This window comes from Bradyrhizobium cytisi (assembly GCF_008123515.1).
GTDB classification, from domain to species: Bacteria; Pseudomonadota; Alphaproteobacteria; order Rhizobiales; family Xanthobacteraceae; genus Bradyrhizobium; species Bradyrhizobium cytisi.
Genome location: NZ_VSSR01000016.1, coordinates 223,114 through 249,711 on the forward strand (window position 1 = coordinate 223,114; position 26,598 = coordinate 249,711).

Annotated in this window: 24 protein-coding genes and 1 pseudogene; 8 read left to right on the plus strand and 17 right to left on the minus strand. The window is 61.3% G+C overall.

What is annotated here, in order from left to right:
- Positions 1 to 6 precede the first annotated feature (6 nt).
- From FXB38_RS10175 to FXB38_RS43750, 3 genes and pseudogenes are all read left to right on the plus strand, one after another.
- Positions 7 to 1,077: a threonine aldolase family protein gene (locus FXB38_RS10175; RefSeq protein WP_148750716.1), complete on the plus strand. Its 1,071-nt coding sequence runs from the start codon at positions 7 to 9 to the stop codon at positions 1,075 to 1,077.
- Between the two features lie 314 nt (positions 1,078 to 1,391).
- A pseudogene (locus FXB38_RS43745) lies at positions 1,392 to 1,517 on the plus strand (LysR family transcriptional regulator); the annotation flags it as partial.
- Positions 1,518 to 2,057, plus strand: coding sequence for a LysR family transcriptional regulator (locus tag FXB38_RS43750; protein ID WP_246229811.1), 540 nt, complete (start codon positions 1,518 to 1,520; stop codon positions 2,055 to 2,057).
- A gap of 210 nt (positions 2,058 to 2,267) precedes the next feature.
- Here FXB38_RS43750 and FXB38_RS10185 read toward each other — a convergent pair whose 3' ends face one another.
- The 11 genes from FXB38_RS10185 to trbB are packed head-to-tail and all read right to left on the minus strand — an operon-like array spanning position 2,268 to position 11,944.
- Positions 2,268 to 2,525, minus strand: coding sequence for a DUF2274 domain-containing protein (locus tag FXB38_RS10185; protein ID WP_148750717.1), 258 nt, complete (start codon positions 2,523 to 2,525; stop codon positions 2,268 to 2,270).
- Positions 2,522 to 3,730 carry a TraB/TrbI/VirB10 family type IV secretion system protein gene (locus FXB38_RS10190; protein WP_148750718.1) on the minus strand — a complete coding sequence of 403 codons (1,209 nt, stop codon included), beginning with the start codon at positions 3,728 to 3,730 and terminating at the stop codon, positions 2,522 to 2,524. Before FXB38_RS10190 ends, FXB38_RS10185 begins: the two co-directional genes overlap by 4 nt.
- Positions 3,721 to 4,800, minus strand: a complete 1,080-nt coding sequence (gene trbG, locus FXB38_RS10195; RefSeq protein WP_148750719.1) for a P-type conjugative transfer protein TrbG — start codon at positions 4,798 to 4,800, stop codon at positions 3,721 to 3,723. Before trbG ends, FXB38_RS10190 begins: the two co-directional genes overlap by 10 nt.
- Positions 4,797 to 5,486: a conjugal transfer protein TrbF gene (gene trbF, locus FXB38_RS10200; protein ID WP_148750720.1), complete on the minus strand. Its 690-nt coding sequence runs from the start codon at positions 5,484 to 5,486 to the stop codon at positions 4,797 to 4,799. Before trbF ends, trbG begins: the two co-directional genes overlap by 4 nt.
- A 3-nt stretch (positions 5,487 to 5,489) precedes the next feature.
- Positions 5,490 to 6,851 (minus strand): P-type conjugative transfer protein TrbL, encoded by a 1,362-nt coding sequence (gene trbL / locus FXB38_RS10205; RefSeq protein ID WP_148750721.1) that lies wholly within the window; start codon positions 6,849 to 6,851, stop codon positions 5,490 to 5,492.
- Positions 6,848 to 7,168 carry a putative entry exclusion protein TrbK-alt gene (gene trbK-alt / locus FXB38_RS10210; protein ID WP_148750722.1) on the minus strand — a complete coding sequence of 107 codons (321 nt, stop codon included), beginning with the start codon at positions 7,166 to 7,168 and terminating at the stop codon, positions 6,848 to 6,850. Before trbK-alt ends, trbL begins: the two co-directional genes overlap by 4 nt.
- 11 nt (positions 7,169 to 7,179) lie before the next feature.
- Complete coding sequence (gene trbJ, locus FXB38_RS10215) at positions 7,180 to 7,938, minus strand: P-type conjugative transfer protein TrbJ (RefSeq protein WP_148750723.1); 759 nt, start codon at positions 7,936 to 7,938, stop codon at positions 7,180 to 7,182.
- Positions 7,939 to 7,940: 2 nt separating this feature from the next.
- Positions 7,941 to 10,373 carry a conjugal transfer protein TrbE gene (gene trbE / locus FXB38_RS10220; protein ID WP_148750724.1) on the minus strand — a complete coding sequence of 811 codons (2,433 nt, stop codon included), beginning with the start codon at positions 10,371 to 10,373 and terminating at the stop codon, positions 7,941 to 7,943.
- A 7-nt stretch (positions 10,374 to 10,380) separates the two neighbouring features.
- Positions 10,381 to 10,656 carry a VirB3 family type IV secretion system protein gene (locus tag FXB38_RS10225; protein WP_187434776.1) on the minus strand — a complete coding sequence of 92 codons (276 nt, stop codon included), beginning with the start codon at positions 10,654 to 10,656 and terminating at the stop codon, positions 10,381 to 10,383.
- Positions 10,656 to 10,997: a TrbC/VirB2 family type IV secretion system protein gene (locus FXB38_RS10230; protein WP_148750725.1), complete on the minus strand. Its 342-nt coding sequence runs from the start codon at positions 10,995 to 10,997 to the stop codon at positions 10,656 to 10,658. Before FXB38_RS10230 ends, FXB38_RS10225 begins: the two co-directional genes overlap by 1 nt.
- Positions 10,994 to 11,944 (minus strand): P-type conjugative transfer ATPase TrbB, encoded by a 951-nt coding sequence (gene trbB / locus FXB38_RS10235; protein WP_430640165.1) that lies wholly within the window; start codon positions 11,942 to 11,944, stop codon positions 10,994 to 10,996. Before trbB ends, FXB38_RS10230 begins: the two co-directional genes overlap by 4 nt.
- 503 nt (positions 11,945 to 12,447) lie before the next feature.
- Here trbB and FXB38_RS43455 point away from each other — a divergent pair.
- Entirely contained in the window at positions 12,448 to 12,792 is a 345-nt protein-coding gene (locus FXB38_RS43455) for a hypothetical protein (protein ID WP_210250890.1), read from the plus strand.
- Here the strand turns inward: FXB38_RS43455 and FXB38_RS10245 are convergent.
- Complete coding sequence (locus tag FXB38_RS10245) at positions 12,789 to 14,153, minus strand: O-antigen ligase family protein (protein WP_187434777.1); 1,365 nt, start codon at positions 14,151 to 14,153, stop codon at positions 12,789 to 12,791. The genes FXB38_RS43455 and FXB38_RS10245 overlap by 4 nt on opposite strands.
- 891 nt (positions 14,154 to 15,044) lie before the next feature.
- On the opposite strand from FXB38_RS10245, the gene tnpA reads away from it, so the two are divergent.
- The 3 genes from tnpA to tnpC are packed head-to-tail and all read left to right on the plus strand — an operon-like array spanning position 15,045 to position 17,476.
- Positions 15,045 to 15,518, plus strand: a complete 474-nt coding sequence (tnpA, locus tag FXB38_RS10250) for an IS66-like element accessory protein TnpA (RefSeq protein WP_187434778.1) — start codon at positions 15,045 to 15,047, stop codon at positions 15,516 to 15,518.
- A complete protein-coding gene (tnpB, locus tag FXB38_RS10255) occupies positions 15,499 to 15,852 on the plus strand; it encodes an IS66 family insertion sequence element accessory protein TnpB (RefSeq protein WP_148750728.1) in 354 nt (117 codons plus the stop codon). Before tnpA ends, tnpB begins: the two co-directional genes overlap by 20 nt.
- A gap of 52 nt (positions 15,853 to 15,904) precedes the next feature.
- Positions 15,905 to 17,476 carry an IS66 family transposase gene (gene tnpC, locus FXB38_RS10260; RefSeq protein ID WP_148750729.1) on the plus strand — a complete coding sequence of 524 codons (1,572 nt, stop codon included), beginning with the start codon at positions 15,905 to 15,907 and terminating at the stop codon, positions 17,474 to 17,476.
- 197 nt (positions 17,477 to 17,673) lie between these two features.
- On the opposite strand, the gene FXB38_RS10265 is transcribed toward tnpC, so the two are convergent.
- On the minus strand, positions 17,674 to 18,624 hold the full coding sequence (locus tag FXB38_RS10265) for a hypothetical protein (protein WP_148750730.1): 951 nt from the start codon (positions 18,622 to 18,624) through the stop codon (positions 17,674 to 17,676).
- A 14-nt stretch (positions 18,625 to 18,638) separates the two neighbouring features.
- Positions 18,639 to 20,123 (minus strand): MBOAT family O-acyltransferase, encoded by a 1,485-nt coding sequence (locus FXB38_RS10270; protein ID WP_148750731.1) that lies wholly within the window; start codon positions 20,121 to 20,123, stop codon positions 18,639 to 18,641.
- Positions 20,124 to 20,455: 332 nt separating this feature from the next.
- Here FXB38_RS10270 and FXB38_RS10275 point away from each other — a divergent pair, with 332 nt between their 5' ends.
- A complete protein-coding gene (locus FXB38_RS10275; protein ID WP_148750732.1) occupies positions 20,456 to 20,650 on the plus strand; it encodes a hypothetical protein in 195 nt (64 codons plus the stop codon).
- Positions 20,651 to 20,682: 32 nt separating this feature from the next.
- Here the strand turns inward: FXB38_RS10275 and FXB38_RS10280 are convergent, their stop codons facing one another.
- The 3 genes from FXB38_RS10280 to FXB38_RS10290 form a co-directional block, all read right to left on the minus strand.
- Positions 20,683 to 22,101 carry an HlyD family type I secretion periplasmic adaptor subunit gene (locus FXB38_RS10280; protein ID WP_246229801.1) on the minus strand — a complete coding sequence of 473 codons (1,419 nt, stop codon included), beginning with the start codon at positions 22,099 to 22,101 and terminating at the stop codon, positions 20,683 to 20,685.
- Positions 22,102 to 22,134: 33 nt separating this feature from the next.
- Positions 22,135 to 24,285, minus strand: coding sequence for a peptidase domain-containing ABC transporter (locus FXB38_RS10285; protein ID WP_148750734.1), 2,151 nt, complete (start codon positions 24,283 to 24,285; stop codon positions 22,135 to 22,137).
- Positions 24,286 to 24,533: 248 nt separating this feature from the next.
- On the minus strand, positions 24,534 to 26,408 hold the full coding sequence (locus FXB38_RS10290) for an FG-GAP-like repeat-containing protein (RefSeq protein ID WP_148750735.1): 1,875 nt from the start codon (positions 26,406 to 26,408) through the stop codon (positions 24,534 to 24,536).
- Positions 26,409 to 26,598 lie beyond the last annotated feature (190 nt).

Sequence of the window (26,598 nt, forward strand, 5' to 3'; positions counted from 1 at the left end):
GACTTAATGTCGTTGGTTGACCTACGCAGCGATCTCCTCGCGGGCCCTACGCCGGAGATGATCGAGGCAATGATCGCCACCGCGCGTGTGCCATCGAGTTATGGTCCCCGCGAGGACCAGCATGTGCGAGAATTGGAAGCGCTGACAGCTCAGACGCTCGGAACCGAGGACGCCCTGTTCTTTCCGACTTGCACGATGGCCAATCAGGCGGCGCTCATGGTCCATTGTCGGCCCGGTGACTTTATCATCGCGGAGACTGAGTCACACGTCGCGGAGTTCGAGGCTGCATCGACGGCGGGAGTCTCAAATGTGGCTGTACTTCGAGTTACCGGAGTGCATGGACATCTGTCGCCTGTGCAATTAGCGGAGGTTCTCGACCGCAGTGAGGACGAGGCCATGCGAGTTTCGATGGTCTCCTTAGAAAACACTCACAATCGCGCGGGCGGGACGGTCATGCCCGAGGGTTGGCAACAGCAGATCGAGAGTGCATGTCGGGCACGAGGTATCGCCATCCATCTCGATGGCGCGCGATTGTGGAATGCGGCCGCCTATGCCAAATGTGACCCGCTGGCGCTGGTGCGAGGCGCAGATAGCGTTGCGGTCAGTTTAAACAAGGCTTTGGGCGCTCCGTTGGGAGCGATGCTCTGTGGGAGCAAGGCTTTCATTCGAAATGCAAGCCGCGTTCGGCAAATGTTGGGTGGGAACTGGCGCCCGGCTGGCATAGTGGCAGCGCCGGCTCTTGTTGCGCTAAAGACTATGCAGAAGCGCATCGTCGACGATCATGCGAATGCGCGGCACTTGGGTACGGCGCTCGCCTCCGAGCATCCTTGGTTGTCAATTGATTTTGATTCACTCCAAACAAACATCGTATTGGTGAAACTTCGAACTAAGCAGATGAACGCGGCTCGTCTCACCAAACGCTTGTCGGAAATGGGCGTACTTGTCGTAGCCTATGGCGACCAGTACGTACGCTTAGTCATCTACTCGGGAATAGGCCAAGATCAGATTGGAAAAGTTCTGACGGCGTTTTCGGAGATAAGCCGAACTTTGACGGCTGACTATCTTGCCGGAAGCTGAGGACCACAAGGCAGATGTTAGCAGGCGTCGTAATCCGCGTTGGACTTATGCCAATCAATCAGTGGAACAAATGTGAGGGGCGCCGAAAGTAAGAACCCAGGGCAGGCCGCGCGAGGGGGGCCATTGGGGAGCTAGTGATAGTCGGAGCGGCCTCTTGGAGACGAGGTTAGTCATGGCGCTGAGCGTGAAGCGCGAGCCGCGTGCGGCATTTCACGGCTGGGGAAGGAGGAGCTGAATAAGGCATGCAAATGGAATGACCCATTCAAGAAGACACTTGGTCACCGACAACTCACCCTAGAGCTTCGACCGTGCCCGTGGAATTTCGAGATCTACGCTGGGCGATCGTCGGGTCCCAGCATCGGAGCCTCCGCCAAGCGGCAGAGACGCTCAGAATCAAGCAGCCAACGCTCAGTCGCTGTCTTCGAAGACTCGAACACACGTTGGGCAGCACGCTCTTCGAGCGCACCAATGGCGGCACGCGACCGACCATCGAAGGTCAGGAATTCCTCGATGCCGCCCGGCGCGTCATGGGCGAAACTGATGCAATGACCGCTCGTCTGAAGACCCGCTCGCGTGGCGAGAGCGGTCGGTTGACCATCGGCATCCACACCTTGCTCTCAGCCGGCAATCTCCGGGCCACTCTGCTCGAGCACCGGCACCGCTTCCCCGATGTCGATAGACAACTGGTCGACGGAGCGAGCGACCATCTGATCTCGGATCTCGCCAGCCCCTCCGTTGACGTCGCCTTGGTGGCCGCGCCAAATTCGAAATGGAGTGACAGGTCATTGTTGCTCTGGAGCGAGCGTGTCGTTGCCGCCCTCCCCGCGAACCATCCGTTGGCGGGCCGTGAAGTAGTTCACTGGGGCGAACTGAGGCACGAATCGCTTTTTAATGTCACAGCGAGGCCCGGGACCGAAATTCCTGAAGCTCCTCATCAGCAAATTGGGATCCTCCGACCCTTGCCTGCTGCTTCGCCATGATGTCGTGCTCGACCGCCTCCTCTCCTTGGTCGGCGTGGGCTGGGGCATTCTACTGATATTGGAAAGTGCGACTGGCGCAGTCTATCCGGGTGTCACCTTCCGCGAGGTGCATGATGCCGAAGGGCCAACGCGGCTGAGCTTCCGCGCCTATTTGCGGCACGCCAACGGTAATCCATCGCTGCGTCCGTTCCTTGACCTGCTTCGCGAGCGCTACCCGGATCTTTCGACCAATCCCCCTCCGACTTGACCGGCACCTCGGCGTGCCTTCGCAAAGGCGCGGTCGGTTGCCATGAAACGCTCGATCATCGGTGCGATCAATTTGGCCGGCTCAATCGGTGTCGTCGCGCCTCCGCTACGCCTCAGAATCTCGGCGTAGCTTTTGAGATCCCTGAAGACCGCCGCCGGCAGCTCGATCGTGAGTTTGACCGGTTTGTCGTCTTCGAGTGGTCCAAGCTTGAGCTTCGTCATCGCGTACCTTTTTGTCCGTAGGGCGCCAGCACCAGGTCGCGCGTGACGATGACGCGGACCGGGAAACCTGGTCGGATGGTCAGGGTCGGCTGGATATTCAGTTGGCGCTGCACGATCTGCTGGCCGGTCTGGCTGATGCTGTTGGACGCACCGCTGCGGATTGCTTGAACAAGGTTGTTCTCATTCTGGCTCGTACCCGCCTCGGCTCCGACGCTGAGCATGGTCGAGAGGACGGCGGCCTTGAACAGCATGCCCCAATGGTTGTCGACCTCGTCCTCGAGTCCGGCATAACCACCAGTGTCGGCGCCGGGCTGCCGTTCCAGCACGATCGAGTTGCCGTCGGGCATGATGATGCGGGTCCAGACCAAGAGGATGCGGCTCTGGCCGAACGCGACGGAGCTGTCGTATTGGCCGATCAGCTTGGCACCCTGGGGAATCAGCAGATATTTGCCGGACGGACTGTCATAGACCGCCTCGGTAATCTGCGCGGTTATCTGGCCAGGCAGATCGGAGCGGATGCCCGTGATGAGCGCTGCCGGGATCACGGTACCAGCTTGCACGACATAAGGAGAGACCTTGGCCTCAAGTCGATCCGGACTGACCGTGCGCTTGTCGGTCGACGCGTTGAGGAAGGCCGTCTTGCGGTCCTGCATGTTCTGAGCCGATCCAGCGTCGATAGGCGGGGTCGTGGCCGGCGGCGTCGCGGTTGTGGTCGAGCTATTCGGAATGATTTGGCCGACGCTCTGCGGCTGCTGAACGGTCTGGGCGAACAGCCGGCTGACCCGCGCTGCTTCGATCTCCTGGGCCCTGTGCTGCGCCTCCGGATCGGACGTCGTTCCGGGGACCACGGTGTTCGGTGCAGCACCGGCGTTGAGCATTGGCTTGCCTAGATCGCCGGGCAGCGGCGGCCCAAGCGGCGGCGCCTGACGTGGCAGACCGGTATAGTCCTTCGGCAGCCCGGCGAGGCCCTCGGCCGAGGGGCTATTCTGGGTGCTGAGCAACTCCTGGCCAGACTGCGGCTTATTGCGGGTCTGGAGGGCATAGCCGAGCGCTCCGGCAACCGCGAGAGCGGACACCGCGCCGAGGCCGATCAGTATCTTGCGCGAGAGGCGTGTAACAGTTGGCCCCTCGCCTCGGAGCCGAAGATCCGGTGGCGGAACGGGTGGGATGTCGCTTTGATGTTCGTCTTCACCGCCTATCGCCATGAGCGCGGCCTTCCGTCGGTACGGACAATGCGTACGCGCCGCTCGCTGTCCTTGTCGCCAAGACGCAGTTCGGCCGCGGCGAACAGGCGGTCGACGATGTAGTAGTTGCGGTTCGCCCGATAGTTGACCAGCTCGGAGCCACCGGCCGGCCCGATGACGAACAGCGGCGGCATTTCGCCCTGGACGATACCGCTGGGGAATTCGATGTAGACCCTGTTCCCGTCGTCGAAGGCGCGCAGCGGACGCCAGGCCGGATCATCGCCCTCGATCGCGTAGCGGAAGTTGATCGAACCGAGATCGACGCCGGCCGCGATCGGAGCGGCGGCCTCAGCTGTCGCATTCTGCTGCCGAAGCGCGATGAGTTGGTCCTCGGGATACTGCCAGGAGACCGAGGCCATATAGGTCTTCTCCGTCGAACGCAGTTCGAGAAGATAGGTCCGCCGGTCGGTGTTGATGACGAGATTGGTAAGCAACTCCGGCCGCGTGGGCTTGACCAGGATGTGGATCTTCTTGGTCGCGCCCGCGCCGCTCTCGGTATCGCCGATGATCCAGCGCACTGTGTCGCCGGCGGCGACCGGTCCGGAGCCTGTGAGTTGCTCGCCCTCCTGGAGGGCGACATCGGTGATCTGGCCGGGCGCCGTATAGACCTGGTAGAGGGCTCCGCCGGAGAATGGATAGACCTGGACCGCGTTGATGAAGCCAGTGCGGACCGGCTGCACCCGTGCTGCGGCGTTCGCCTGTTTGACGCGAACCTTTGGATCGGCGGCTTCGGGGACGCGTTTGCCGGCGGTGAGCGGTTTCAACTGCCCGGGCAGCGGCAGGGGCTTGGGCAATTCCACGATCTTGACGGGCGGCGGCGGATCAGTGGTGAGGGTTGCCGGCTCCGCGGTGTCGTAGTTGATGTCGGGCGGGATGAAATTGTGCGCGCAGGCGCCAAGGGCTGAGACGGACATCAGCAAAGCCGCCAAGGCGGATTTACGGAAGCACGTATCGCTGTCTTTCCGGTTTTGGTGAACGATGGAGAGACGCGAAGCCGGACGGACGGCGCTTACGGAAATCGGCGGGGTCATTGTCCCAGCTCCTTCGACCAGTTGATGGCGTTGACGTAGATGCCGAGTGGATTCTTGCGCAGCCGGTCGGCGTCGGTGGGTGGCTGAATCGCGATGGTGAGGATCGCTGTCCAACGTGTGGTGCCGGCGAGCGCGCCGTCTTGATAGCGGTGCTCGACCCAGGCGACGCGGAAGCTGTCGGGCGAGGCGCGGATGACGCTGGAGACGTCGATCGCGACCTGCTGCTTGCCGAGATTGGCGAAGGGGTCATTGGCGCGGGCGTAGTCGTTGAGCGCCACCGAGCCCGCCGTGGTCGTGAAATCGTAGGCTTGCAGCCAGTTCTGCCGCACGATGATCGGGTCGGCTGGAAGCGAGCGCACCATCGCGACGAAATGGGCGAGATACCAGGCGATCTGCGGATCGCTCGGCCTGTAGTCAGCCACAGCGGGCGCTATCGCTTGCGCCTCGCCGAGCTTGTCGACCTGCACCACCCAGGGAACGACGGTGCCGTGCGTGGATTGCCAGATAAGCCCGCCGGCAAGGCCGCAGCTAAGGATCAGCGAGCCGAAGGCCATCAGGCGCCAGTTCTTCGCCTGCACACGGGCGGAGCCGATGCGTTCGTCCCAAACCTGGGCCGCGCGCTGATACGGGGTTGCGGGTTCGGGCGTGCGGCCGTAGCGGACCGACGATCGCCGAAAGACTGACATTCGTTATTCTCCTCCCGAGAGGTCGACGGAGTGGCCGCCGCCATGGCTATCGCCGGATTTGAGGGCTTGCGCGGCGGTCTGCGCGCCGTGAATGACTGCCTGATTGCGCTTGACGCGTTGGGCCCAGGCGGGCGGACTTCTCTCGGCCGACGCTTGAGAGGCGGCTCCATCGTTTGAGGCCTCGCCACTCTCAATGGTCCCCATGGTCGAGGAGCCACCGGTATTTGCGACCCCGGACCGGGCGCCGGAGGCGAAGCTTTCCGTCATTGACCCGACTGCTTCCGCAGACGCGCGTCTGACGGGAGCTGTCGCCGCACTGACCGCCGCGCGGCCGGCGCCGCCGAGCCCGGAGGCGACGCCGCCAGCGCCGGACCGGCCGCCAGATGCGAGGCTGTAGGCGGAGGACATTCCGCCCGCCATCGCCGCACCACCACGTGCAGCCGCAGCAGCGCCGGAGCTTGCTGCCATCGCTCCCCTTCCCGCCAGCCCAAGCGCTGCGCCCCCCGCCATCGCCGTGCCGGCGACGGCGAGGCCAGTTCCGACCACAGCGCCCGCGCCAAGCTGGGGCGCCCCTGACACCAGACCGGTTGCGATGCCGGGCCCGAAGATGCCAAGGCCGAGCATGGCGAGCGCTGCGAGCACGACCGAGAGCGCCTGCTCGATCGTCGGCTGGCCGCCGCCATAGGCGGTGGTGAACTGGGAGAACAGCCCGGTGCCAATGCCGACGATGACAGCGAGCACCATCACCTTCACGCCGGAGGCGACGACGTTGCCCAGCACCTTCTCCGCAAGGAAAGCGGTCTTGTTGAACAGCGCGAATGGAATGAGGATGAAGCCCGCGAGCGTGGTCAGCTTGAATTCGATCAGCGTGACGAACAGCTGCACCGCCAGAATGAAGAAGGCGATCAGCACCAGGAGCCAGGATACCATCAGCACCGCAATCTGGACGAAGTTCGCAAAGAAGCTGGTGAAGCCCATCATCTGGCTTGCCGCGTCCAGCAGCGGCTGCCCGGCGTCGAGACCGACCTGCGCGAGCCGCCCCGGCCGCAAAAAGTCCGCTGTCGAGATCGACGAGCCGCCGGCCTTCAGACCGAGGCCTGCGAAGCTGTTGAAGATGACGCCTGAGAGCTTGTTGAAGTTGGTGATGATGAAGGCGAAGAAACCGATATAGAGCGTCTTCTTCACCAGCCGCTGGACAATGTCTTCGTCTGCACCCCAAGCCCAGAATGCGCCGGCCAAGGTGATGTCGATGACGATCAGCGTCGAGGCGAGATAGGTGACTTCGCCTTTGACCAGGCCGAAGCCTGAATCGATGTAGGTGGTGTAGGTATTGAGGAAGGTGTCGATAACGCCGACGTTGTTCATGGCGTGTCTCCTTCCTTAGCGTTCGTCGTCGAAGGCGTGGCCGGCGCGGCCTGTGGCAGCAAGGGCCGCGCCGGCCTGCCGAAGAAGCGCGCGCGGTTCTCCTCCCAGACCGCCCGGCAGTGCGGATCTTCGGCATCCTCTGGGCCAAGCGCGCGGCAGCGGCGCAGCTCGGCCGAGAGATCGTCAGGTGCAGAGATGGCGGGAGCCTCGGATACCGGCTGCGGCGCCGGACGCCGATGGATGTAGGACAGCGTGGCCATGAAGACCGCCAACAGGGCAATCATCGCGACTAAGCGCCAGAAATCCGAGCGATCCATCTTCCGCGCCCTTAGTTGCCGCTGAACATGGTGACGTCGCCGGGCTGGTAGCCGCTGCGCGTCGAGAAGATCTTGTACTGCTGCTGGCCCTGCGACTCCGTCGCCGTCACACGCGCCTGCTCCAGCGCGTCCGCTCGTCCCTTCGCGGCGAGAACCGCGACAACATCGGACAGCTGCTGGGATTGCACGGCAAGGAGCTGATTGCCGGCCTGGGCGGCCTGCAGGGCGCCACTTGCGGACTGGCTGGCTGACACCAGCGACGTCATCGCACTGGAGTTGGTCGGTATATTGCCGACGACGCCAGCCTGCACCTTCAGCGAGTCTTCGAACGCGCCGACCGAGTTCTGCCAACGGATTTGAGCAGCGGCAAACAGCGCGGCGTTGGACCCCGTGGTCGGCGCAGTGCCGTAGCTGCCGGAATACGCGGTTTGAATTTGCTGGACGTTGAATGAAATATTCTGCGCCTGGCTCAGCAGCGATTGGGTCCGCGCGATCGTCGACTGCAGCTGGGCGAGCGTCGACATCGGCAGGCTCGCGAGGTTCTTCGCTTGATTAACCAGGCTCTGGGACTGGTTGGTCAGCATCTGGATCTGATTATTGATCTGCTGCAGCTCCCGCGCCGCCGTCAGCACGTTCTGACTGAAGTTGCTGGGGTCGTAGACGATCCACTGCGCGGAGGCTGGCGTGATCAAAAGCGGCTGAAGCGACAGGGCAAGCGAGAGAACGGTCGCAGCGATCAGGTCTGCGCGCCGCGTCTTACGGACGGTCATGATTACACCTCGAGGTTGGTCAGATCAGGGATGAGATCGGCAGCCCAGAGCAGCTCGTGATCCGCGAGCCAGGCCGGCGTAAAATCCTCGCGGCCGTGCTCGGCGAGCAGACGTTCGATGGCGGCATGGTCGGCCTTTGAGGATGCGGCGCAGAAGGCGAGCGCGATCGGCCCGAGGCCGAGCTCGAATAGCCGACTGCCGCGTCGCGATTGGCAGTAGTAGTCCCGCTTCGGCGTCGCTCGCGCGATGATCTCGATCTGGCGATCATTCAGACCGAACCGCCGATAGATCGCGGTGATCTGCGGTTCGATCGCGCGCTCGTTCGGCAGGAAAACGCGTGTCGGGCAGCTTTCGACGATCGCGGGTGCGATGCTGCTGCCATCGATGTCGGAGAGCGATTGCGTGGCGAAGACGACGGACGCGTTCTTCTTCCGCAGTGTCTTCAGCCATTCCCGCAGCTGCTGGGCGAAGGCCGGATCGTCGAGGACGAGCCAACCCTCGTCGATGATGAGGAGCGTCGGCCGGCCGTCGAGCCGTCCCTCGATGCGATGGAAGAGGTAGGTGAGCACGGCAGGCGCCGCGCCGGCGCCGATCAGGCCCTCGGTCTCGAATGCCTGGACCGACGCGAAGCCGAGCTGCTCAGCCTCAGCGTCAAGTAGCCGGCCGGAGGGACCGCCGACGCAATAGGGTTGCAGCGCCTGCTTGAGCGCGGTCGATTGCAACAGGACCGTCAGGCCGGTGATAGTCCGTTCCTCGACGGGCGAGGAAGCCAGTGAGGTCAGCGCCGACCAGACATGCTCTTTCGCAGTCGGATCGATGGTGACGCCTTCCTTGGCGAGGATTGCGGTCGCCCATTCGGCGGCCCAGGCACGCTCCGCCGCATCGCCGATACGTGCGAGCGGTTGAAGAGACACGGAGTCCTCAGCGCTATTCGACAGGCTGCCGCCGAGGTCGTGCCAGTCGCCGCCCATGGCAAGCGCGGCGGTACGGATCGAACCGCCGAAATCGAAGGCAAAGATCTGGCTGTTCCGATAGCGCCGGAACTGGATCGCCATCAGCGCCAGCAGCACGGACTTGCCGGCACCGGTCGGGCCGACGATCAGGGTGTGTCCGACGTCGCCGACATGCAGCGAGAACCGAAACGGCGTCGAGCCTTCGGTCTTGCCGAAGAAGAGCGGGGAGCTGCGGAAATGTTCGTCGCGCGCTGGCCCCGCCCAGACCGCCGAAAGCGGAATCATGTGGGCCAGGTTCAATGTCGAGAGCGGCGGCTGGCGAACGTTGGCGTAGGCGTGTCCCGGCAGCGAGCCTAGCCAGGCTTCGAGCGCGTTCACCCCTTCCACCATGCAGGTGAAGTCGCGACCCTGGATCACCTTCTCGACGAGGCGAAGCTTCTCGGTGGCGCGGCCGGGGTCGTCATCCCAGACGGTGACGGTCGCGGTGACGTAGGCCTGGCCGACATCATCGGTGCCCAGTTCCTGCAAGGCGAGATCGGCATCGGCGGCCTTGTTGGCCGCGTCGCTGTCGACCAATGTCGAGGCCTCGTTCGTCATCACCTCCTTGACGATGGCGGCAATCGACTTTCGCTTGGCGAACCACTGTCGGCGGATCCTGGTCAGCAGCTTCACGGCCTCGGTCTTGTCGAGCAGGATCGCGCGCGTTGACCAGCGGTAGGGGAAGGCAAGCCGGTTCAGCTCGTCGAGGATGCCGGGATGGGTCGCGGTCGGAAAACCGACCACGCTGAGCGTGCGAAGATGGTGGCTGCCGAGGCGCGGCTCGAGGCCGCCGGCGAGCGGCTCGTCCGCGAGCAGCGCATCGAGATGCATCGGCGTCTCCGGGACACGGACGCGCTGTTGCCGGGTCGAGATGGTCGAATGCAGGTAAGTGAGCGTGTCGCCGTCATCGAGCCACGCCACCTCGGGCATGAACCCTTCGACCAGTTGCAGGACGCGGTTGGTCCGATCGACGAAGCCGCGCAGCAGCTCGTAGGGATCGACGCCGTTCTGCGCACGACCCTCATAGAGCCAGCCCTCAATGCGCGAGGCGTCCTCGGCCGGCGGCAGCCAGACGAACGTCAGGAAGTAGCGGCTCTCGAAATGCGCGCCGGCCTCCTCAAAAGCATTCCGCCGCTCCAGATCGACCAGCGCCGATGCGGGATCGGGAAAGGCGCTGTACGGATAGGTCTGCGCGGCGCTGCGCTGAGCTTCGACGAAGATCGCCCAGCCCGAGCCGAGACGGCGCAGGGCGTTGTTGAGGCGGGCCGTCACGCCGACCAGCTCCGCAGGCGTGGCGCTGTCGAGATCCGGACCACGGAAGCGCGCCGTCCGCTGGAATGATCCGTCCTTGTTGAGGATCACGCCTCGTTCGACCAACGCAGCCCAAGGCAGGAAGTCGGGAAGGCTGGTGGGCCGATTGCGATATTCGGCGAGGTTCAGCATGGAAGCCTCATGTTGCGAGATAGGACGGATAGCGGAGGTGACGGCGAACGACGTCCACGAACTGAGGATCGCGCTTGGCCGCCCAGACGGCCGCGACGTGGCCCACGGCCCAGATCAGCGCGCCGGGAATCCAGAGCCGCAGTCCGAGCGCGATGGCAGCCGCCAACGTGCCGTTGGCGATCGCCACCGCGCGCGGCGCGCCGCCCATCAGGATGGGCTCGGTGAGCGCGCGGTGGACCGGCGCGAAGAAGCCCGGCACCTCTGGATCGACAATCGCCGCCATCAGACCAAGGCTCCGCCGGAGAAGCTGAAGAAGGTCAGAAAAAAGCTCGACGCGGCGAAGGCGATGGACAGTCCGAAGACAATCTGGATCAGCCTGCGGAAGCCGCCCGAGGTATCGCCGAAAGCGAGCGTCAGGCCGGTCACGGTGATGATGATGACCGACATGATCTTGGCGACCGGACCTTGCACCGACTCCAGGATCTGATTGAGCGGCGTCTCCCACGGCATCGAGGAGCCGGAGGCGTAGGCCGCGGGCGCGACAGCGATGGAGATGAAGGCTATCGCCGCGAGTTTGGTGAAGCGGCGGCGAACGCGACGGATCGCGGGAGGGAACTGGATCATGATGGGTCCTTGGGAAACGAGGATTGGCCGCCCGCCCCGGCGGACTGGACGCGGTAATCGCCGGTGGCGGGATCGAGGCCGGCGACGAGAGCAAGTTCGGCGAGGCGGCGTTCGCTGCCGCGGCCGCGCAGCACCGCGACGACATCAATCGTCTCGGCGATCAGCGCCTTGGGCACGGTGAGGACAGCTTCCTGGATGAGCTGTTCGAGGCGGCGGAGTGCGCCCAGCGCCGTGCCCGCGTGAATCGTTCCAATCCCACCGGGATGGCCGGTGCCCCAGGCTTTGAGGAGCTCCAGGGCCTCGCTGCCCCGCACCTCGCCGACTGGAATGCGGTCGGGACGCAACCGCAGAGAGGACCGAACCAGATCGGACAAAGACGCGACGCCGTCCTTGGTGCGCAGGGCGACCAGATTCGGCGCGCGGCACTGCAATTCACGCGTATCCTCGATCAGCACCACACGATCGGTGGTGCCGGCGATCTCGGCCAACAGCGCGTTGGTGAGGGTGGTCTTGCCGGTCGAGGTGCCGCCAGCGACCAGGATATTCTTCCGGCCGGCGACGGCTTCGCGGAGCACGCCCGCCTGGCTGGCCGTCATGATGCCGGCCGCCGCGTAGTCGTTGAGGGTGAAGACCGCGACGGCGGGCTTGCGGATCGCAAAGGCCGGCGCCGCAACGACGGGCGGGAGAAGTCCCTCGAACCTCTCCCCCGTCTCGGGAAGCTCGGCCGAGACGCGCGGCTTCTCGGCATGGACCTCAGCGCCGACATGGTGGGCGACCAGGCGCACGATCCGCTCGCCATCGGCGGCGGTCATCGTTCGTCCGCTATCCTCCAGGCCGCCCGACAGCCGGTCGATCCACAGCCGACCATCGGGGTTGAGCATCACCTCGACGATCGAAGGATCTTCGAGGAAGGTCGCTATCGCAGGGCCCAGCGCGGTACGCAGCATGCGTGCGCCACGCGAGAATGCTTCCGAATGGAGTGAAGTGACCGCCACGATTGCCCCCCGTCGAGCGCCACTCGCAGCATGCGATCGGCGACGGGGATGAATAGAAGAGGCAGGAAGGGGGGCAGTTCAACAAGTATTCAGTCGTCGTAGGGAGCCAGCGTAGAGCAGAGAAAAAATGCTTGCTGTATCGAAGACGCTCCCTAGCCGGGATGCGGTGCCAGCAGATTTGGAATGGGCTAATGTAACTCTGCATTTCGAGCCGATTTTGTAGGCCAGCCTTGGGCTGTTGGGAGCGAGAAGCTACTGACGCGCGAGCGTAACGCGCCGGAATCGCGCCTTCCAGTTCGGCTGGGCGCGTGAGAGCATTGTCGTCATCGACGACGATCACGGCGGTCTGGCGCGAGCATCGAAGGGCGCTTAGGCTTTCAACGACTTGTGGCCGAAGTTGGCTTGGGCCATGTCGGACTGGTGCTGGGCGTGGAGATGTCGCGCTTGGCGCGTTTGTGCCGACTGGCATCAGTTGCTGGAGATCTGCGCTGTTCGACACGCTGATCGCTGATGCCGACGGCGTGCCGCCACTCGCCCACGCTGATCCTCCCCGTCATCGACGACACCGCTCCAATTCGGAGCACTGGATCAAGAGCTGGCACAGCACCAACACGTTGCTGCCGCTGACTATGCCGGTCGCCAATCTCGTGAAGAAGGAAGTTCGCGCCGAAGATCCCGTCATGTTGACGAGACCGTGTTCCAGAATGCGCTGGACGCTGCGCTCGCAAAGCTTTAATCGCGGCTGGAGTGAGCAAAACAGAACCAACAGGGCACGCTCCGCCGGCTCAGGCGTCAGCTAGCTCTGGCTATCCTCCGTGCAGCGCCTCTTTGCCTGCAGTTGTCCGCCGACGATCGCGACCACGAACAAGTAGAGCCACCCCTGGTAGAAATCGAACAAATGCGAGTTGAGCAACGAACTTAGAACGTTCTGCGCGACTGCAATTAGGCCGATCCATGCAAGTAGAGTGCCCTTCCGGCCGCTGAGCCCTTCTTGAAACAACAGGAGATGGGCGCCCCACATGCCGTAAAGAACGACGCATCCGAGCATCCCCCACTGGATCGCTACAGCAAGTGTCTGATTGTGGGGATTATCGACGACTTTTGCCTCAATGCCGGTTTGCCCGGCTGCTTCAGCTGCAAACAATTGCTTTGTCGAGCCGGTACCATGACCAAGGACCGGCGCCGAGCGAATGAATCCGATTGACTTGCGCCAGAATTCGAGACGCTCCGCGCCGCCAGTCTCAACACCGTTCACAAACATGGTGTTGGTCTGAAAAGCATCAACCTCGCCCATGAGTCGCACCATCTTGAACTGGAGATTCGGAGACATTTCCCATGCTCCGACCGCGAGCACACAAATGGCAGCCAAGACAGCGAGAGAGTACCACCCGCGGACATAGCGGACCGTGACGAGCGCGAGCATCACCGGCAGATAAATAAATGCGGTCCGCGCAATATTCACAAAAGCGAGGTTCGCGAAGAATGCGGCGGATAGAGCGGCAAGTGAGCTCGCTTGGGGCCGCTGCTGTCGACGGACGGCTTCCGCCGCAAGCGACACAAGGACGATGGCGATGAACGCGAAGGCCTGGCTCTGGTCCAAATAGTTCTTCAGGGGGACGCCCGGAGCCTTCGCTCCGACAACGCTAGTGATGTCTGCCGAGAGGAACACCAGGAATGAGAGCGCAAGCAGCACGAGGTTAGACAGGAGATAGGCTGCGAACACCAATCCTGCGCGGGACGTATTTTGAAAGTGCACGAACAACGGAAGGAAGCAGATGAATTTGGATACCTTCCCAAATGCGTGCAACCGCTCCGGCCAAGGTACGCCATGAGCCCAAAATGTGCCGACGGACGCCAGTCCGAGGAGCAGGAGCGGAAGCGCACAGGCGGGACGCCTTAGACCGTTGATCATCTCTTGCGCGCCATAGGTGATCGCGATCATGATGCAAATGAGAAGCGCGAGACCCGTGGTTGCGGTTGTCGACCATGGAAATACGAGGGCTAGCGCCACAACAAGAAAATCTATCACCCCGATCCGGATCGCTCTTGCGCCCGGCTCATTCCGTGTGCCAGCGATGTAACGGACCAGATTGACGCAGCCATTCGACCGGCCTGAGAAAAAATCCTTCCGCGAGCGAGGAGAAATGACCTCGGGTATCATGTCTGCCATCCTCGCGAACTCCATTGATCGGGCTTGTTGGAAATCCACCTTCAAGAGCCCATCAGGCCTGCTGCGTTCAGGCGGATCTTGCATCCCGCACGCAGCTTCCCGGTCCGGCCGATCGGACATTGGTCTGCCCTGGAACGACATCGACTGGCCCCGCAGGCTCTTGCCAGAAATGCGGACGCGCTACTTAGCAGCCGAGTGGATTTTTCGCCCGTCCCATTTGGGATACGCAGCGTCGGCGGGGTGCCCTTATCCCTGTTACGTGGGATACTGCTATACGTGAATCAGCGACTCAGCGCGAGCCATCAAGAGAGCAGTTGGCCAACTGCCCCGTGTACCGGCAGCTTAGTCAAGCCACGAAGCAGCTTGCCTAGCGATTTCTAGAGATTGGAGACGAAGACGCATGGCCCAGCGCAACATCCCCATCTTTCGACGGGAGCATTATGAGAGAATGCGATCGATGGGTACCAAGCGCTCAGCTCCTCGATACCTTCGAGGAATGGGAGCAGGCGATAGAGCAACAAATTGAGAAATTTCGAGCGCGCGGCGATACCATCATCGAAGTAATCATTGATCCGCAGGAGTTCATCGCCTTTTGCCACGCGTGCGGGCTAGGTCACGATTTCGCAACTCTTGGAGCCTTCACCGTCTTCGCAGGTCGGAGACAATCCGGGGATAACGGATAGAAGCTGCCGCTGAACACATCAGGACTGCAGTGTGAAGAGCGACAAACTGAATGAGGGGCCTCCATCCTGATTGTCGCGCTGCAGCAGTGCTGTGTGGACGATCGGCGCCATTCAAGCGTAAGCGCGAATTTCCCCGCACCTTTTGCGGTTGAGTGCTGTGATGCATGAGGTGTCCACCAAATTAGGTGGACACCTTGTGATGGCAGACGATGATCAGAAACTGCGGGTCAGGCTTGTTGGCCGGAATGGGCGCCGGCGATACGATCCCACGTCGAAGGACCGTCTTGTCGCGGCCTGCCTTGAACCTGGGGTTTCGGTATCGAGGCTTGCGCTCGAACATGGGGTCAATGCGAACCTTCTTCGGAAGTGGATCAAGAAGTGGACGGCGACCAGGTCGCTGCCGCCGTCTTCACCACCGGCGTTCATCCCGGTTCAGCTTGAGAGGACTGCCGATCGGGCCCTGTCGCGGCAGAGCAGCGTGGCGACGGTGGATTTGCCGGCGACTTGCGATGAAGTGCGTGATTCGGAATCCAAAAGAACTGCAGCTTTTTGCTCTCCGGCCAAAGTGAGCGCGTCCCTGCCGAATGGCGTGAAGCTCGCGCTGGAATGCGGCGATGTAGATGCATTGACGGCGATCATCGGAGCACTGAGCCATGTTCAGACTGGGCGGTGACCTGCAAGTCTATCTGCACCTTGAGCCGATCGACTTCCGGGCTGGCATCAACAGCCTTGCGGTTCTGGTCCAGGAGGCGATGGCGCTCGATCCGTTTGCTCCGGCGGTTTTTGCGTTCTGCAATCGCCGTTGCGACCGGATAAAGCTGCTGTTCTTCGATCGGTCCGGCTTCGTGCTGGTCCTGAAGCGGCTGACCGAGGACAAGTTCCGATGGCCGCGCCGCCAAGAGGCGGTCGTCACGCTTACGACCGAGCAATTGCACTGGATCCTCGACGGCATCGATATCGATGCGATGGTCCGCCATCCGTTGCGGCAATATCAGGTTGCCGGCTGAGCTCTCGAGTTGAGCGGTTGACGCGTCGGTACGGTTCAGATTCAAGAATCCGATGAATCGAACCGGCGAACCGAGTGTTGAAGTGCTTTTGGCGCGGATTGCCGCGCTGCAGGCGGAGAACCTTCAGCTCGCCGAACGCGTCGTCAAACTCGAGGAAGAACTGGCGCTGGCACGCCTGCATCGTTTTGCGCCACGCAGCGAAAAGCACGTCGATCGTCTCTTCAATGAAGCTGAGCAGGTCGCGGACGAAGATGACACCGGCAGTGATACGGACAATATCGCCGAACTTCCGGACACAGGTTTGCCACCCGTCGAAAGCACGACAGGAAAAAAGCGCGGGCGCAAACCGCTGCCGGCAAGCCTGCCGCGCGAGCGCGTCGAGTATGACCTGCCCGACGATCAGAAGGCCTGTCCGTGTTGCCGTGGCCAGATGCATCGCATGGGCGAGGCCTTTACCGAGCAACTTCATATCGAGGTGAAGGCGAAGGTCTTACAGAATGTGCGCTTCAAATATGGGTGCCGCCATTGCGATCGCACCGGGATCAACGCACCTGTCGTGACGGCGCCGATGCCGACGCAGCCCTTGCCGGGCAGCGTTGCCACAGCCTCAACGCTGGCGTTCGCGCTGGTTCATAAATATGTCGATGGCACGCCGCTCTACCGCCTGGCGCAGGCATTCGAACGCGCCGGTGTTGCTGTCAGCCGCGGCGCTCTGGGCCACTGGGTGATCGGCTCAAGCGAGAAGCATCTCTCCCGCATCTATGACGCCCTGAAGCTGCGGCTCAGATCGCAGCCCCTCATCCATGGCGACGAGACGACGGTTCAGGTCCTCAAGGAAAAGGACAGAGAGGCCACCAGCACATCGTATATGTGGGCCTATCGCAGCGGCGAGGACAGCGACCAGCCCATCGTGCTTCTCGATTATCAGCCAGGCCGTGGCCAAATCCACCCGCAGGCCTTTCTCGGCGATTACCGTGGCATCGTGATGGGTGACGGCTATACCGCCTGGCGCACGCTGGAAGGGGCAACCCACATTGGATGCATGGCCCACTCCAGGCGACGCTTTGTCGATGCCCTCAAGGCGAGGAAGAAAGGCGGCGGTCCGCCCGAGCAGGCGCTGCGGTTCTTCGAACAGCTTTACCGGGTTGAAAGGCAGGCGCGGGACGAAAAACCAGACAGAGGCGAAACGCCAGATCAATGCATTCGCCGCTTCCGCCAGCAACACAGCATTCCCGTCCTGAACGCCCTCAAGGAATGGCTCGATCAAATCGCCCCGAAGGTCTTGCCGGACAGCAAGCTTGGCGACGCCATATCCTACACCCGAAACCAATGGGAATATCTGACGCGCTACGCCGAGGACGGCAGGATGCCGATCGACAACAATCTCCTGGAGCGTGATATCAGAATCTTTGCCACTGGCAGAAAGAGCTGGCTGTTCAGCGACACCGTCGAGGGCGCCAGGGCCAGCGCCGTCGTCTACAGCCTGATGCTGACCTGCCGCGCCTCACGCGTCGAGCCGTTAGCCTGGTTGCGCCACGTCCTCACCGAATTGCCTCAGCGCGCGGGCGACGCCGATATCACCGACCTGCTGCCCTTCAACTTCCCCAAAACCGCCACTGCCTGAACAGGCCAGACGCCCCCCCGATACGAAGGCCATCCGTCAAAAGCGCCGGCGTCAACGTGCGGGGGAAATCGCGCTTACATTCAAGCGGCGGGGCGACGAGCAAGGTCTCCTCAGCGCGTGAGTTTTGAGTCTTTTTTGGCTTTGCGCTTATCGGTCTTCGTGGTGAGGTTTCGGTGGCACGGTGTTCGATAATCAGCCTAAGGAAGTGTTGCGTCCGCCTGGGGATCCAGAACCCGCGCGAGCTGATGCCCCATCCTGAAGCGGCCTCGCCGATTGGCGTGGTAGAAAGTGTCGAGCAGCTCATCTTCGTCAAGGAAGAAATCCGAAGGCTGACCGAGCACCTGCACGCCTAGGCCTTCGAAAGTACTTCGTATAGCGTCGAACAGCTCAGAGTAGCGCGGATCCGATGCGTAGGCGCGGCGCCTCACCATGGGCGGCCATACATACTTGACCGTAATGCCGTGCGCGCGGGCCCATTGGACGAAAGAGCGGATCGATGGAAGGGGCATATCGCTTCGGAGGCCCAGCGCCGGGATCGGCGGATAAGACCTCGCCGCGGCACGCATTGTCGGCGTGATTTCCCCATTCGAGCCGGCCGTCTCGTCTCCGAGCTCGGTTACAGTTTCAATCCGGTAAAGCGGACTTGTATGAGGGATGGTCCGCTGAACCGTGGCAAAAAGCAGCCGTTGAGGCGAGATACCCCAGACAAATCGAGGTATTTCGACCGCTTTCGCTCCAGCAACGTAGCGAGGGTCGAACATCGGCACGAAGCTTGAAGCGATTTCGGTCGGCGGCGAGGCCTTGAGAAGGTGATATTCGAGGGCGAGGATAGCGGTGTCGCCGCGCTTGAGGGAACGCTCGGCGCGCGCAAGAATATAGTCTGCGCCGAGACCGGCGTGAGTGCCCAGATTGACGACCTGGGTGCCTGTCTCCCGGCTGATCTGCTCGGCCGAAAAGCCGAAATGGGTAGCCGATCCACCTATCAGCACGACTTTTGGCCCCGCGATCCTGGCAGCCGCCCCCTCTTTGCGGTCATAGATGCCTTGGATCCAGGCCGTCTCATATGATGGCCGCGCCCAAGGCAGGGCAATGTCCCACACTGCTGTGAGGACGAACACGACTAATAATGTAATCCAGATTTGACGCATGCTGCGAGCTTCCTTCAAAACTGGAAGTAGAGAAATTCCGAGGGAGCGGATCCGAACACGTTGAAGGCTGATATCCAGAGTAGTATGCCGGTCGTGATTGCGGTCGCAAATGAGCGGCCGGCCGTCCAATCGGACCGAAATTGAGCTTTGTCGTCGAGATTGAACAGGTCTGCGGTGTTCGGCGCGCCCCAGATCAGCGCGAACGCGAAGGCGAGCAGGAGCCAAAGCGTAGCGAAGTCTTTAAACGGAAGTGTCTGTCCCCAGGTGACCCCGGGAAGCTCATCCACCCCTAACAGATAAGCGACCTCGCCGGGCAACGAGAGCGTGGACAGACCGCACATGCCGAGGATGACGTGCTGGGCGGTCGCAAAATTTGGCGCGCGGAAGAAGACCCACGCGATAACCACTGCGAGGAACGTCGCGCCGGCATAGATGGGGCCGAGCGCCGCGTCGAGGCGACCGAGCCTTGGTGAAATCCTCTCGCGCCAGAAATGATTGAGAATCAAGAGGCTGCCATGCAGCCCGCCCCAAAAAACGAAAGTCCAGGCGGCGCCATGCCACAATCCTCCAAGGAGCATGACGATCAGCAAATTGATGAGGCGCCGCACGGGCCCGACCCGACCGCCGCCGAGCGGGATATAGAGATAGTCTCTGAGAAAGCTCGAGAGGGTGATGTGCCATCTCCGCCAAAAGTCGATGATGGATGTTGCCTTGTAGGGGGAACGGAAGTTGACCGGTAGGGTAATTCCGAACATCAGGGCGATCCCGATCGCCATGTCGGAGTAGCCTGAAAAGTCGAAATAGAGCTGCGCCGTGTAGCCGAGCGCGGCCCCCCATGCCGAAAAGAAGTCCGGCAGAGTGGTCGCGCCGCGGGCAAAGATAGACCCGACATAGACGGAGAGGCCGTCCGCGATCGCGACCTTTTTTACCAGGCCGACCGCGAAGATCGGGAGTCCAGCCGAGAGCGTGGCTTGGCTTACGGACAACCGTCTTTTGAATTGCGAGACGATGTCCTGATAGTGAAGCAACGGCCCCGCGATCAGGTGAGGAAAAAAAACGACCGAGCCCGCATATTCTGCGAAGGGAACGCGGTCCATCTTTCGTCCGTAAATGTCGACCATGAAGGCAATCTGCTGAAAGGTATAGAACGAGATGGCCAGCGGCAGCGTCATGGCGATGGCGGCCGGCGTCGCGCCGAACAGAGGCGCGACATTCGCCAGAAAGAAATTCACGTACTTGTAGTATCCAAGCGCCGCGAGATTGCCGGCGATTCCGAGCCACATAAACGCAAGACGGTAGATTGGCTTGCGGCTGCGGGCAACTAGATGCGAGAGCCCGAAATTCCAGGCGATCGAGAACCCGATGATCGCGAGCGAAGCGACTTCCCAATAGCCATAGAAGAAGAGCGACCCGGCGCCGAGGCAGATCAACCCGGCTCGCCGGCCGGCGACCCTGAGGGTGACAGCCGTGCAGATCAGCGTGACCGGCAGGAACGCCAACAAGAATTCCGGCGAATTGAACAGCACGTTGGCGCACCCGTTGAGAAAAGGCCGCGGCACCCTCAATCAAGTGAGGCAACGTCGGAGTCGGCACTCGGCAGCGCCACCGTGGCTCAATTCTAGGCTTTGGCGCTCCCGTGGCAATATCCCATTCGGTACTTGTCGAGCTTTCCGGACTCAAGCCATCATGGGCCGAGAGACATGTGAGCCGATCGCGGCCGAGAGCACGAGCCGTCTGAAAGCGCTTGAGATGCTAGAGCTCGCCTGATGGAATTACGGCTCAGCGAGAACTTGGCGCGTCCACGGTCCGCGTCCGATCAGGAGGGTTATTTTTGGCGGCAAAGTCAAAAGCGAAAGCCGTAGCTGTGGATGATGTCTTACTCTCGTACTTAGTGATCGGAAGTGGAATCGTGTTGGTCTTGATTGGGCTGTTGGGCTTGGTCGTCCTGCGCAGGCGCGACATCAAGACAGAAAAACAGCAAGAACTCTCTCCGTCCGTCGATTTACCGCAAGATCCCGGCCTCTAGGAGACCAGCACGGTTTTCGTCGAGATGATGCATCAGCGTTCTCTAAGCGCTTGAGCGGTTATTTCGACCAGCGGCGAAAACACATATTCGAGCACGCGCCGGCTTCCGGTCTTTATTTCAACCCTGACAGCCATTCCGGGCGAGAGAGGTACGGGCGTGCCGTCCGCAATCACTCTCGTGACCTCGGGACGAAGGGTGGCGGGAAACACGAGGTTCTGTGTACGCTGAGCGCCGGCAAATCCGCGATTTTCGAGTGGCCGGATGGGATTGCCTTCGGCCTGCGTGGCATCCGGTTCAGGGATGGCGTCATCTTGAATGTTCAGGAGTGTCGCATCGATCGTACCGTATCGCGTGAACGGCAGGGACTCGATCTTGACTACGGCGGCCTGTCCTGGATGAACAAAGCCGATGTCACGATTGGGTATATAGCATTCGATTTCCAGACTGGCCGCGTCTGGTACGATCCTCATGATTTCGTCGCCGGTATTCACAACCTGGCCGAGGGTGGTCACGGACATTGCGCTGACCCGCCCGGCTATCGGACTCTTCAGCACCATGCGCTGCTGTCGAACGCGAGCCTTGGCCATTCGTTGCTGAATGCTGTCGATCTCACGCTCGGCTTCCGCGAGTTTTTGCAGGTCATCAGCCGCAAAATCGCTGAAGCTGACCTCGATGCGCTGGCTCAGGACATCCATGGCGGCCTCGCTTTCGTTAAACTGACCGCGCGCGGTCGCAAGCTTCGCTTTCTGATCCTGCAACCGCTCCAATGAATCGATGAGATCGGCCTTCGATCCGGAGCCGGTTCGCGCAAGGCTCGCGCGCATGTCGACCCGCTCCTGAAGGGTGGCAACGAGCGTGTCCAACGCGCTGCTCGTTGCGGCGTAAAGATTTCGTTCCAGTTCCTTTTGATGTTTTTCAGCCTCAAGTTCCGCGGTTTTCGCCTTGAGCTGGTTGAGAACTCCTTCCAGCACGAGAGCTTCGCGCTCCCGCACCTCGCGCGGAATATCGTCGCCCCACTCTATGGCCGGACTCGCAGCAACCCGCCGCGATTCAATAGCGCGCAGGGCGGCCTTTCGCCGGATCGCTTCCCCGCGGAGCGCGTGCAGGTGAGCTCTGTGTTCATTCACATCAGCATCGGCCTCGCCGCTCTCCAGTCCGACCAGCTCCTGACCTTCGGTCACCAGGTGTCCGTTTTGGACGTGAATTGAGACGATCCTTCCGGGCTCGCTCGGCTGGACGACTTTTACCCGTCCGACAGGTTGAATCTTACCCTGGGCGATGGCGATCACGTCGATGCGGCTCACATAAGACCAAATCAACACAGAAAGCGCCAGTCCGCAGATGATCCACATCAATGCGACTCCGACGGGGGATGGCGGCATTTCCAGGATCTCAAGCGCCGCCGGCAGGAACTCCTGATCCGATCGGGTCCGGTGCGGCAGGCGAGGCATGCGGTATCTTGGCAAAGACATGGCGCGCGCTTCCTAAGCGACCGGTTGGTCTTTGGCCGTGTTGTTCTGCAGCGCCCATAGACGCGCATAAAGGCCTTGGGGGCGCCGCACGAGAGCGTCGTGCGTTCCTGTCTCAACGATCCGCCCATCGACCACACCGATAATGCGGTCGCAATGCCGCACCGTTACCAGTCGATGAGCGATAATGATTACAGTCCTTCCCCGAGCGATATGGCGCATGTTGGTCTGAATGATCTGCTCGCTCTCGTAGTCGAGAGCCGACGTGGCCTCGTCGAAAACCAGGATCGGCGGGTCGGTCGCCAAGGCCCTCGCGATAGCGAGGCGTTGGCGTTGACCACCCGAAAGATTGACGCCGCGCTCCTCGAGGATGGTGTCGTAACCTTGGCGGAGCTTCGAGACGAACTCGTCGGCGCCCGAAAGTCGCGCGACGGCTATGACCTGCGATCGAGACATCGCCGGATTCGCGAGCGCAATATTCTCGTGGATCGTACGGTGAAAGAGCGTGCTTTCCTGAAGTATCACGCCAATATGCCGCCGAAGCCAGACAGGATCGATGTGGGCGAGATTTCTGCCATCGAGGAGCACCTCTCCTTCGCTCGGCACATAGAGTCGCTGGGTGAGCTTGGCCAAGGTTGATTTGCCCGAACCTGAGGGACCAACAATCCCGATAACTTCCCCGGGATTGATGGTGAAGGAGACATCCTTGAGAGCGTCCTGCTCTCCGGGCGCGTAGCGGAAGGTCACGTGCTTGAATTCAACCTGCCCTTTTGGGGACGACATTCTCTCGAACACAGCAGGGGCATGCTCGGGCGAAGCGTTCAGAATGTCCCCCAGCCGTTCGACCGAGACTTGCACCTGCTGGAAATCCTGCCAGAACTGCGAAAGTCGCAGGATGGGCTGCGCCACTTGGCCGGCAATCATGTTGAATGCGACGAGCCCGCCAATGGTCAGTTCTTCATTGATGACTGCTTCCGCGCCAAACAGGAGCAGAAGAGCTGAGGAGAGTTTGGAAACATATTGGATTGCGTTCTGTCCGCCGGCGCCGAGCTTGGTGGCTGCGAAGGCAGACCGAACATAGGCAGCCAGCCGCTCTTCCCATTGCGTCCTGATAATCGGCTCGACCGCCGATGACTTTATCGTTTGGATTCCGACGACGGATTCCACGATGAACTGCTGGCTCGCCGCGCCCAAATTGAACTTCTCGTTTATCATCTCCTTGAGCGGTGGCCGGACGACGATCGCAATCAGCAGATAGGCGGGGATCGCTGCGAGAACAGTCCAGGTCAGCTTGACCGAGTACGCCTCGAGCACGGCGATATACACAAACGCAAAGAGCAGGTCGACGAGTGAAAAAAGCCCCTGGCCTGTCAAGAAGCTTCGGATAGTTTCCAACTCGCGAACTCGCGCGATGGTCTGGCCGGCCGAACGGCTTTCGAAGTAGCTGATCGGCAGTCGCAAAAGGTGACCGAAAAGACGATGGCTCAACTCGACGTCTATACGGTTGCTCGTGTGCGCAAGCGCGTAGGTCCGCAGATATTGCAGCACCACATCGAAAAGCCCGATCGCCGCGATCCCGCCGACCAGCACAAGCAACGTCGAATAGGACTTGTGTGGAAGGACCTTGTCGACGACAACTTGGAAGAACAGGGGGGTCACAAGCGCGAACAATTGCACAAACAGAGAGGCCACAACAACGTGTAGCAAGGGACGGCGATAGCGCCATACCGAGGACAGAAACCATTGAAAACCGAAATGCCTTGGATCGACCCCTGAACCGCCGACGCGGCGCTGAATAAGGAGGACGAAATCGTCCATGGCACGGTGGATTTCGTCGATCGGTAATTCACGGGATATCCGGGTGATGGGATCGACGACACGGATGAAACCAGATGGAGTGCGGCCCCCGAGAACGACAAACGTTCCGTCCTGCAAGCGCGTGATAGCCGGAAGTGGCACAGTGGCTACCCGCCTGATGGAGGGCTTCCTCACAAGCCGAGCCCTTAGGCCCGCAATCCTAGCTGCTCGGATCACGTCGCCTGCTTCGGCATTGCTTTTGAGCGCCATCTCGCGTGCGAGGCTCGTTGGATCGGCTGCGATCCTGTAATACGCCGCGATTCCGCAAAGGGCCGCCAAGCCAGTGTCGACGCGAACATTATCGTGCAAGAAACGGCTCCTCGGAAACGCTATAACCACCTACGGCGCGCGCGCCGTGCAGATTCTGAGGAACGGCGCATCTGCCTTCGACGCGGCGGGTGTCCGCAATGAAGTGGAGGATTGCATGTCTGCGGACCCGCCGCTGCGATAAGGGCGGACCCGCGGGCAGCACTGCAAAGAGTTATACCTGGACCATCCCTTGGATCGGGCGGTCCCTTTTTGGTTGCGCCCTGTCCTCGATGACGACGCGGATCATCTCAGGTCCAATTGGTTCCGCCAACGACGCTATACGCGGCAGAGGAGCCACCGAGCGGTTGCCAGGTCGGGATGCCGTTGTTACCGAACAAGGCAGCACCGAAATTGCCAGTGCTGTTCTCACGGAAGAGGACATCGGCGACGCCATCGCCGTTGAAATCACCGACTTCGACAACGCTGTAGGTAGCTGAGGTGGTGCTCAAGACATGCCATGTGCCGCCGCCGGATCCATTGAGCGCCTCATAGCCCCAATCGCCCGTGGTGTTGTTTCGGAAGAGAACGTCCGAGATGCCATCGCCGTTGAAGTCCCCTGTTCCAACAACACTGTATGCGGTCGATGAGCTGCCAAGCGGCTCCCACGTCGCATTGCCATTATGATTGAACAGAGCCGCGCCAAAATCGCCGGTGCCGTTGTTTCGGTAAAGGACGTCTGCGACACCGTCACCATTGAAATCCCCTATTCCGACGACGTTGTACGCAGGCGAGGTCAGGTTCAAGGCATGCCAGGTGCCGCCGCCGGAGCCATTGAGCGCGTCGTAGCCCCAATCACCGCTTGCGTTGTTTCGAAACAGAATATCCGAGACGCCGTCGCCGTTGAAATCGCCCGCCCCGACGACGCTGTACCCTATGGATGAGCCGCCGAGCGGCTCCCAGGTCGCATTGCCACTGCTATTGAACAGAGCCGCGCCAAAGTCGCCAGTGCTGTTGTTTCGATAGAGAACGTCGGCGATGCCGTCGCCATTGAAATCGCTGGCTCCAACCACGCTGTAGGCAGCCGAGGTGAGGCTAAGGGCATGCCAGGTGCCGCCACCGGTTCCGTTGAGCGCCTCGTAACCCCAATCGCCGGTAGAATTGTTCCGGAACAGAACGTCCGAGATGCCGTCGCCGTTTAAGTCTTTCGGCGTGTGCGTTTGCAGTCCCCACCCGAGGGCCTGCATGATCTGGATATCCTCGGGTGACAGGACCCCCGGGCCGCCTACGCCCGGACCGCCCGGCCCAAATGGGTCGTAGTTATTCGAATCCCCGAGGACGCCATCCCAGTCAGCGAGATCGAAGCCGTCGTTGGTGCCGTTCGCATAGGATGCGTGAAACTGCAACTGAGTGTAGACGCTGCGGCCATCGATCGAGAAGAATGTGCTCTTGCCGTCCGAGCCACCCGTATAATCATGCTGCCCGCTCGCCGTGTAGCGAAAGAAATCCATGGGGGCCCAACTATTACCAGACTTTCCGAGCCCGCCGACTCGTCCCATGATCCCTTCCGTCAGCTCGTGAAGGATGACCGCCTTCGCGTCATTCGGATAGTTCTGCAGGGCAGAAGCCGTCCAGTAGACGTTGTTCAGATAGATCGTATCGTCGGTGCCGTTTCCGGCACTGGCCAAGCCGAGAATCCGCGCCTCGCCGATCGAAACGTTAAGTCCCGCCCCGCCGGTGGGATCGGCGGTGTTCATCAAGACAGTAGCTGCCGCTTTACCCGCGGCGGTGTGAGCATGCTGCTGAATGGCGCTCGCGAAGGAAGCATACGACACATGAACAGGGTTGAAGAAATTTTCGCCGGAATAAGCCGGGTTCAGAGATTGAAGATCGAATGTACAATTGACGGTACAGGCATTGGGGAACAGCTGTGAAAGATACTGCTCGGCGCTGATCACGATGTTCTTGAACTGCGTGCTTGCGCCCGCCCCCCAGGTGTTGACAAAAACAAGACCGCTGCCCTGAAACGACATCGTTTCCGTATTTTCGGAGCTGCCCGCCTCGCTGCTCCGAACGGGCGCTTGATTAACAGCTGACGGCTGAAGCGGCGTCGTGGACGTCCCTGTGAAGTCGAGATCTGCGTCTTCGAACGTGTTGTCGAGAGCCAGTGCTTTTCGAGTGGGCATGACACACCAGAGTTGAAAGAATTGCTTTTAAAGTCTTGCGCACAACATAAAGATGACGCGCCCGAACAGGGGACCGATCGGGACGACGCCGCGGTGCCGTTGGTACGGCAGGAGAGAAAATCCTTCGGGAACTTAGGATTGTTCGCGACAGCGAGGCCAGTCCCATTTGAGATAGACATCCATTATCTTT

Bases quoted from the DNA above. Each gene is read 5' to 3' on its own strand.
- tnpA (WP_187434778.1), top strand. From the start codon at position 15,045: ATGGCAGACGATGATCAGAAACTGCGGGTCAGGCTTGTTGGCCGGAAT.
- trbF (WP_148750720.1), bottom strand. From the start codon at position 5,486: ATGTCAGTCTTTCGGCGATCGTCGGTCCGCTACGGCCGCACGCCCGAA.
- trbL (WP_148750721.1), bottom strand. From the start codon at position 6,851: ATGAACAACGTCGGCGTTATCGACACCTTCCTCAATACCTACACCACC.
- trbJ (WP_148750723.1), bottom strand. From the start codon at position 7,938: ATGACCGTCCGTAAGACGCGGCGCGCAGACCTGATCGCTGCGACCGTT.
- trbK-alt (WP_148750722.1), bottom strand. From the start codon at position 7,168: ATGGATCGCTCGGATTTCTGGCGCTTAGTCGCGATGATTGCCCTGTTG.
- trbG (WP_148750719.1), bottom strand. From the start codon at position 4,800: ATGACCCCGCCGATTTCCGTAAGCGCCGTCCGTCCGGCTTCGCGTCTC.
- trbE (WP_148750724.1), bottom strand. From the start codon at position 10,373: ATGCTGAACCTCGCCGAATATCGCAATCGGCCCACCAGCCTTCCCGAC.
- FXB38_RS10230 (WP_148750725.1), bottom strand. From the start codon at position 10,997: ATGATCCAGTTCCCTCCCGCGATCCGTCGCGTTCGCCGCCGCTTCACC.
- tnpC (WP_148750729.1), top strand. From the start codon at position 15,905: ATGAATCGAACCGGCGAACCGAGTGTTGAAGTGCTTTTGGCGCGGATT.
- trbB (WP_430640165.1), bottom strand. From the start codon at position 11,944: ATGCTGCGTACCGCGCTGGGCCCTGCGATAGCGACCTTCCTCGAAGAT.
- FXB38_RS10280 (WP_246229801.1), bottom strand. From the start codon at position 22,101: ATGCCTCGCCTGCCGCACCGGACCCGATCGGATCAGGAGTTCCTGCCG.
- tnpB (WP_148750728.1), top strand. From the start codon at position 15,499: ATGTTCAGACTGGGCGGTGACCTGCAAGTCTATCTGCACCTTGAGCCG.
- FXB38_RS10290 (WP_148750735.1), bottom strand. From the start codon at position 26,408: ATGCCCACTCGAAAAGCACTGGCTCTCGACAACACGTTCGAAGACGCA.
- FXB38_RS10190 (WP_148750718.1), bottom strand. From the start codon at position 3,730: ATGGCGATAGGCGGTGAAGACGAACATCAAAGCGACATCCCACCCGTT.
- FXB38_RS10265 (WP_148750730.1), bottom strand. From the start codon at position 18,624: ATGCGTCAAATCTGGATTACATTATTAGTCGTGTTCGTCCTCACAGCA.
- FXB38_RS10185 (WP_148750717.1), bottom strand. From the start codon at position 2,525: ATGACGAAGCTCAAGCTTGGACCACTCGAAGACGACAAACCGGTCAAA.
- FXB38_RS10175 (WP_148750716.1), top strand. From the start codon at position 7: ATGTCGTTGGTTGACCTACGCAGCGATCTCCTCGCGGGCCCTACGCCG.
- FXB38_RS10245 (WP_187434777.1), bottom strand. From the start codon at position 14,153: ATGATACCCGAGGTCATTTCTCCTCGCTCGCGGAAGGATTTTTTCTCA.
- FXB38_RS10225 (WP_187434776.1), bottom strand. From the start codon at position 10,656: ATGGCGGCGATTGTCGATCCAGAGGTGCCGGGCTTCTTCGCGCCGGTC.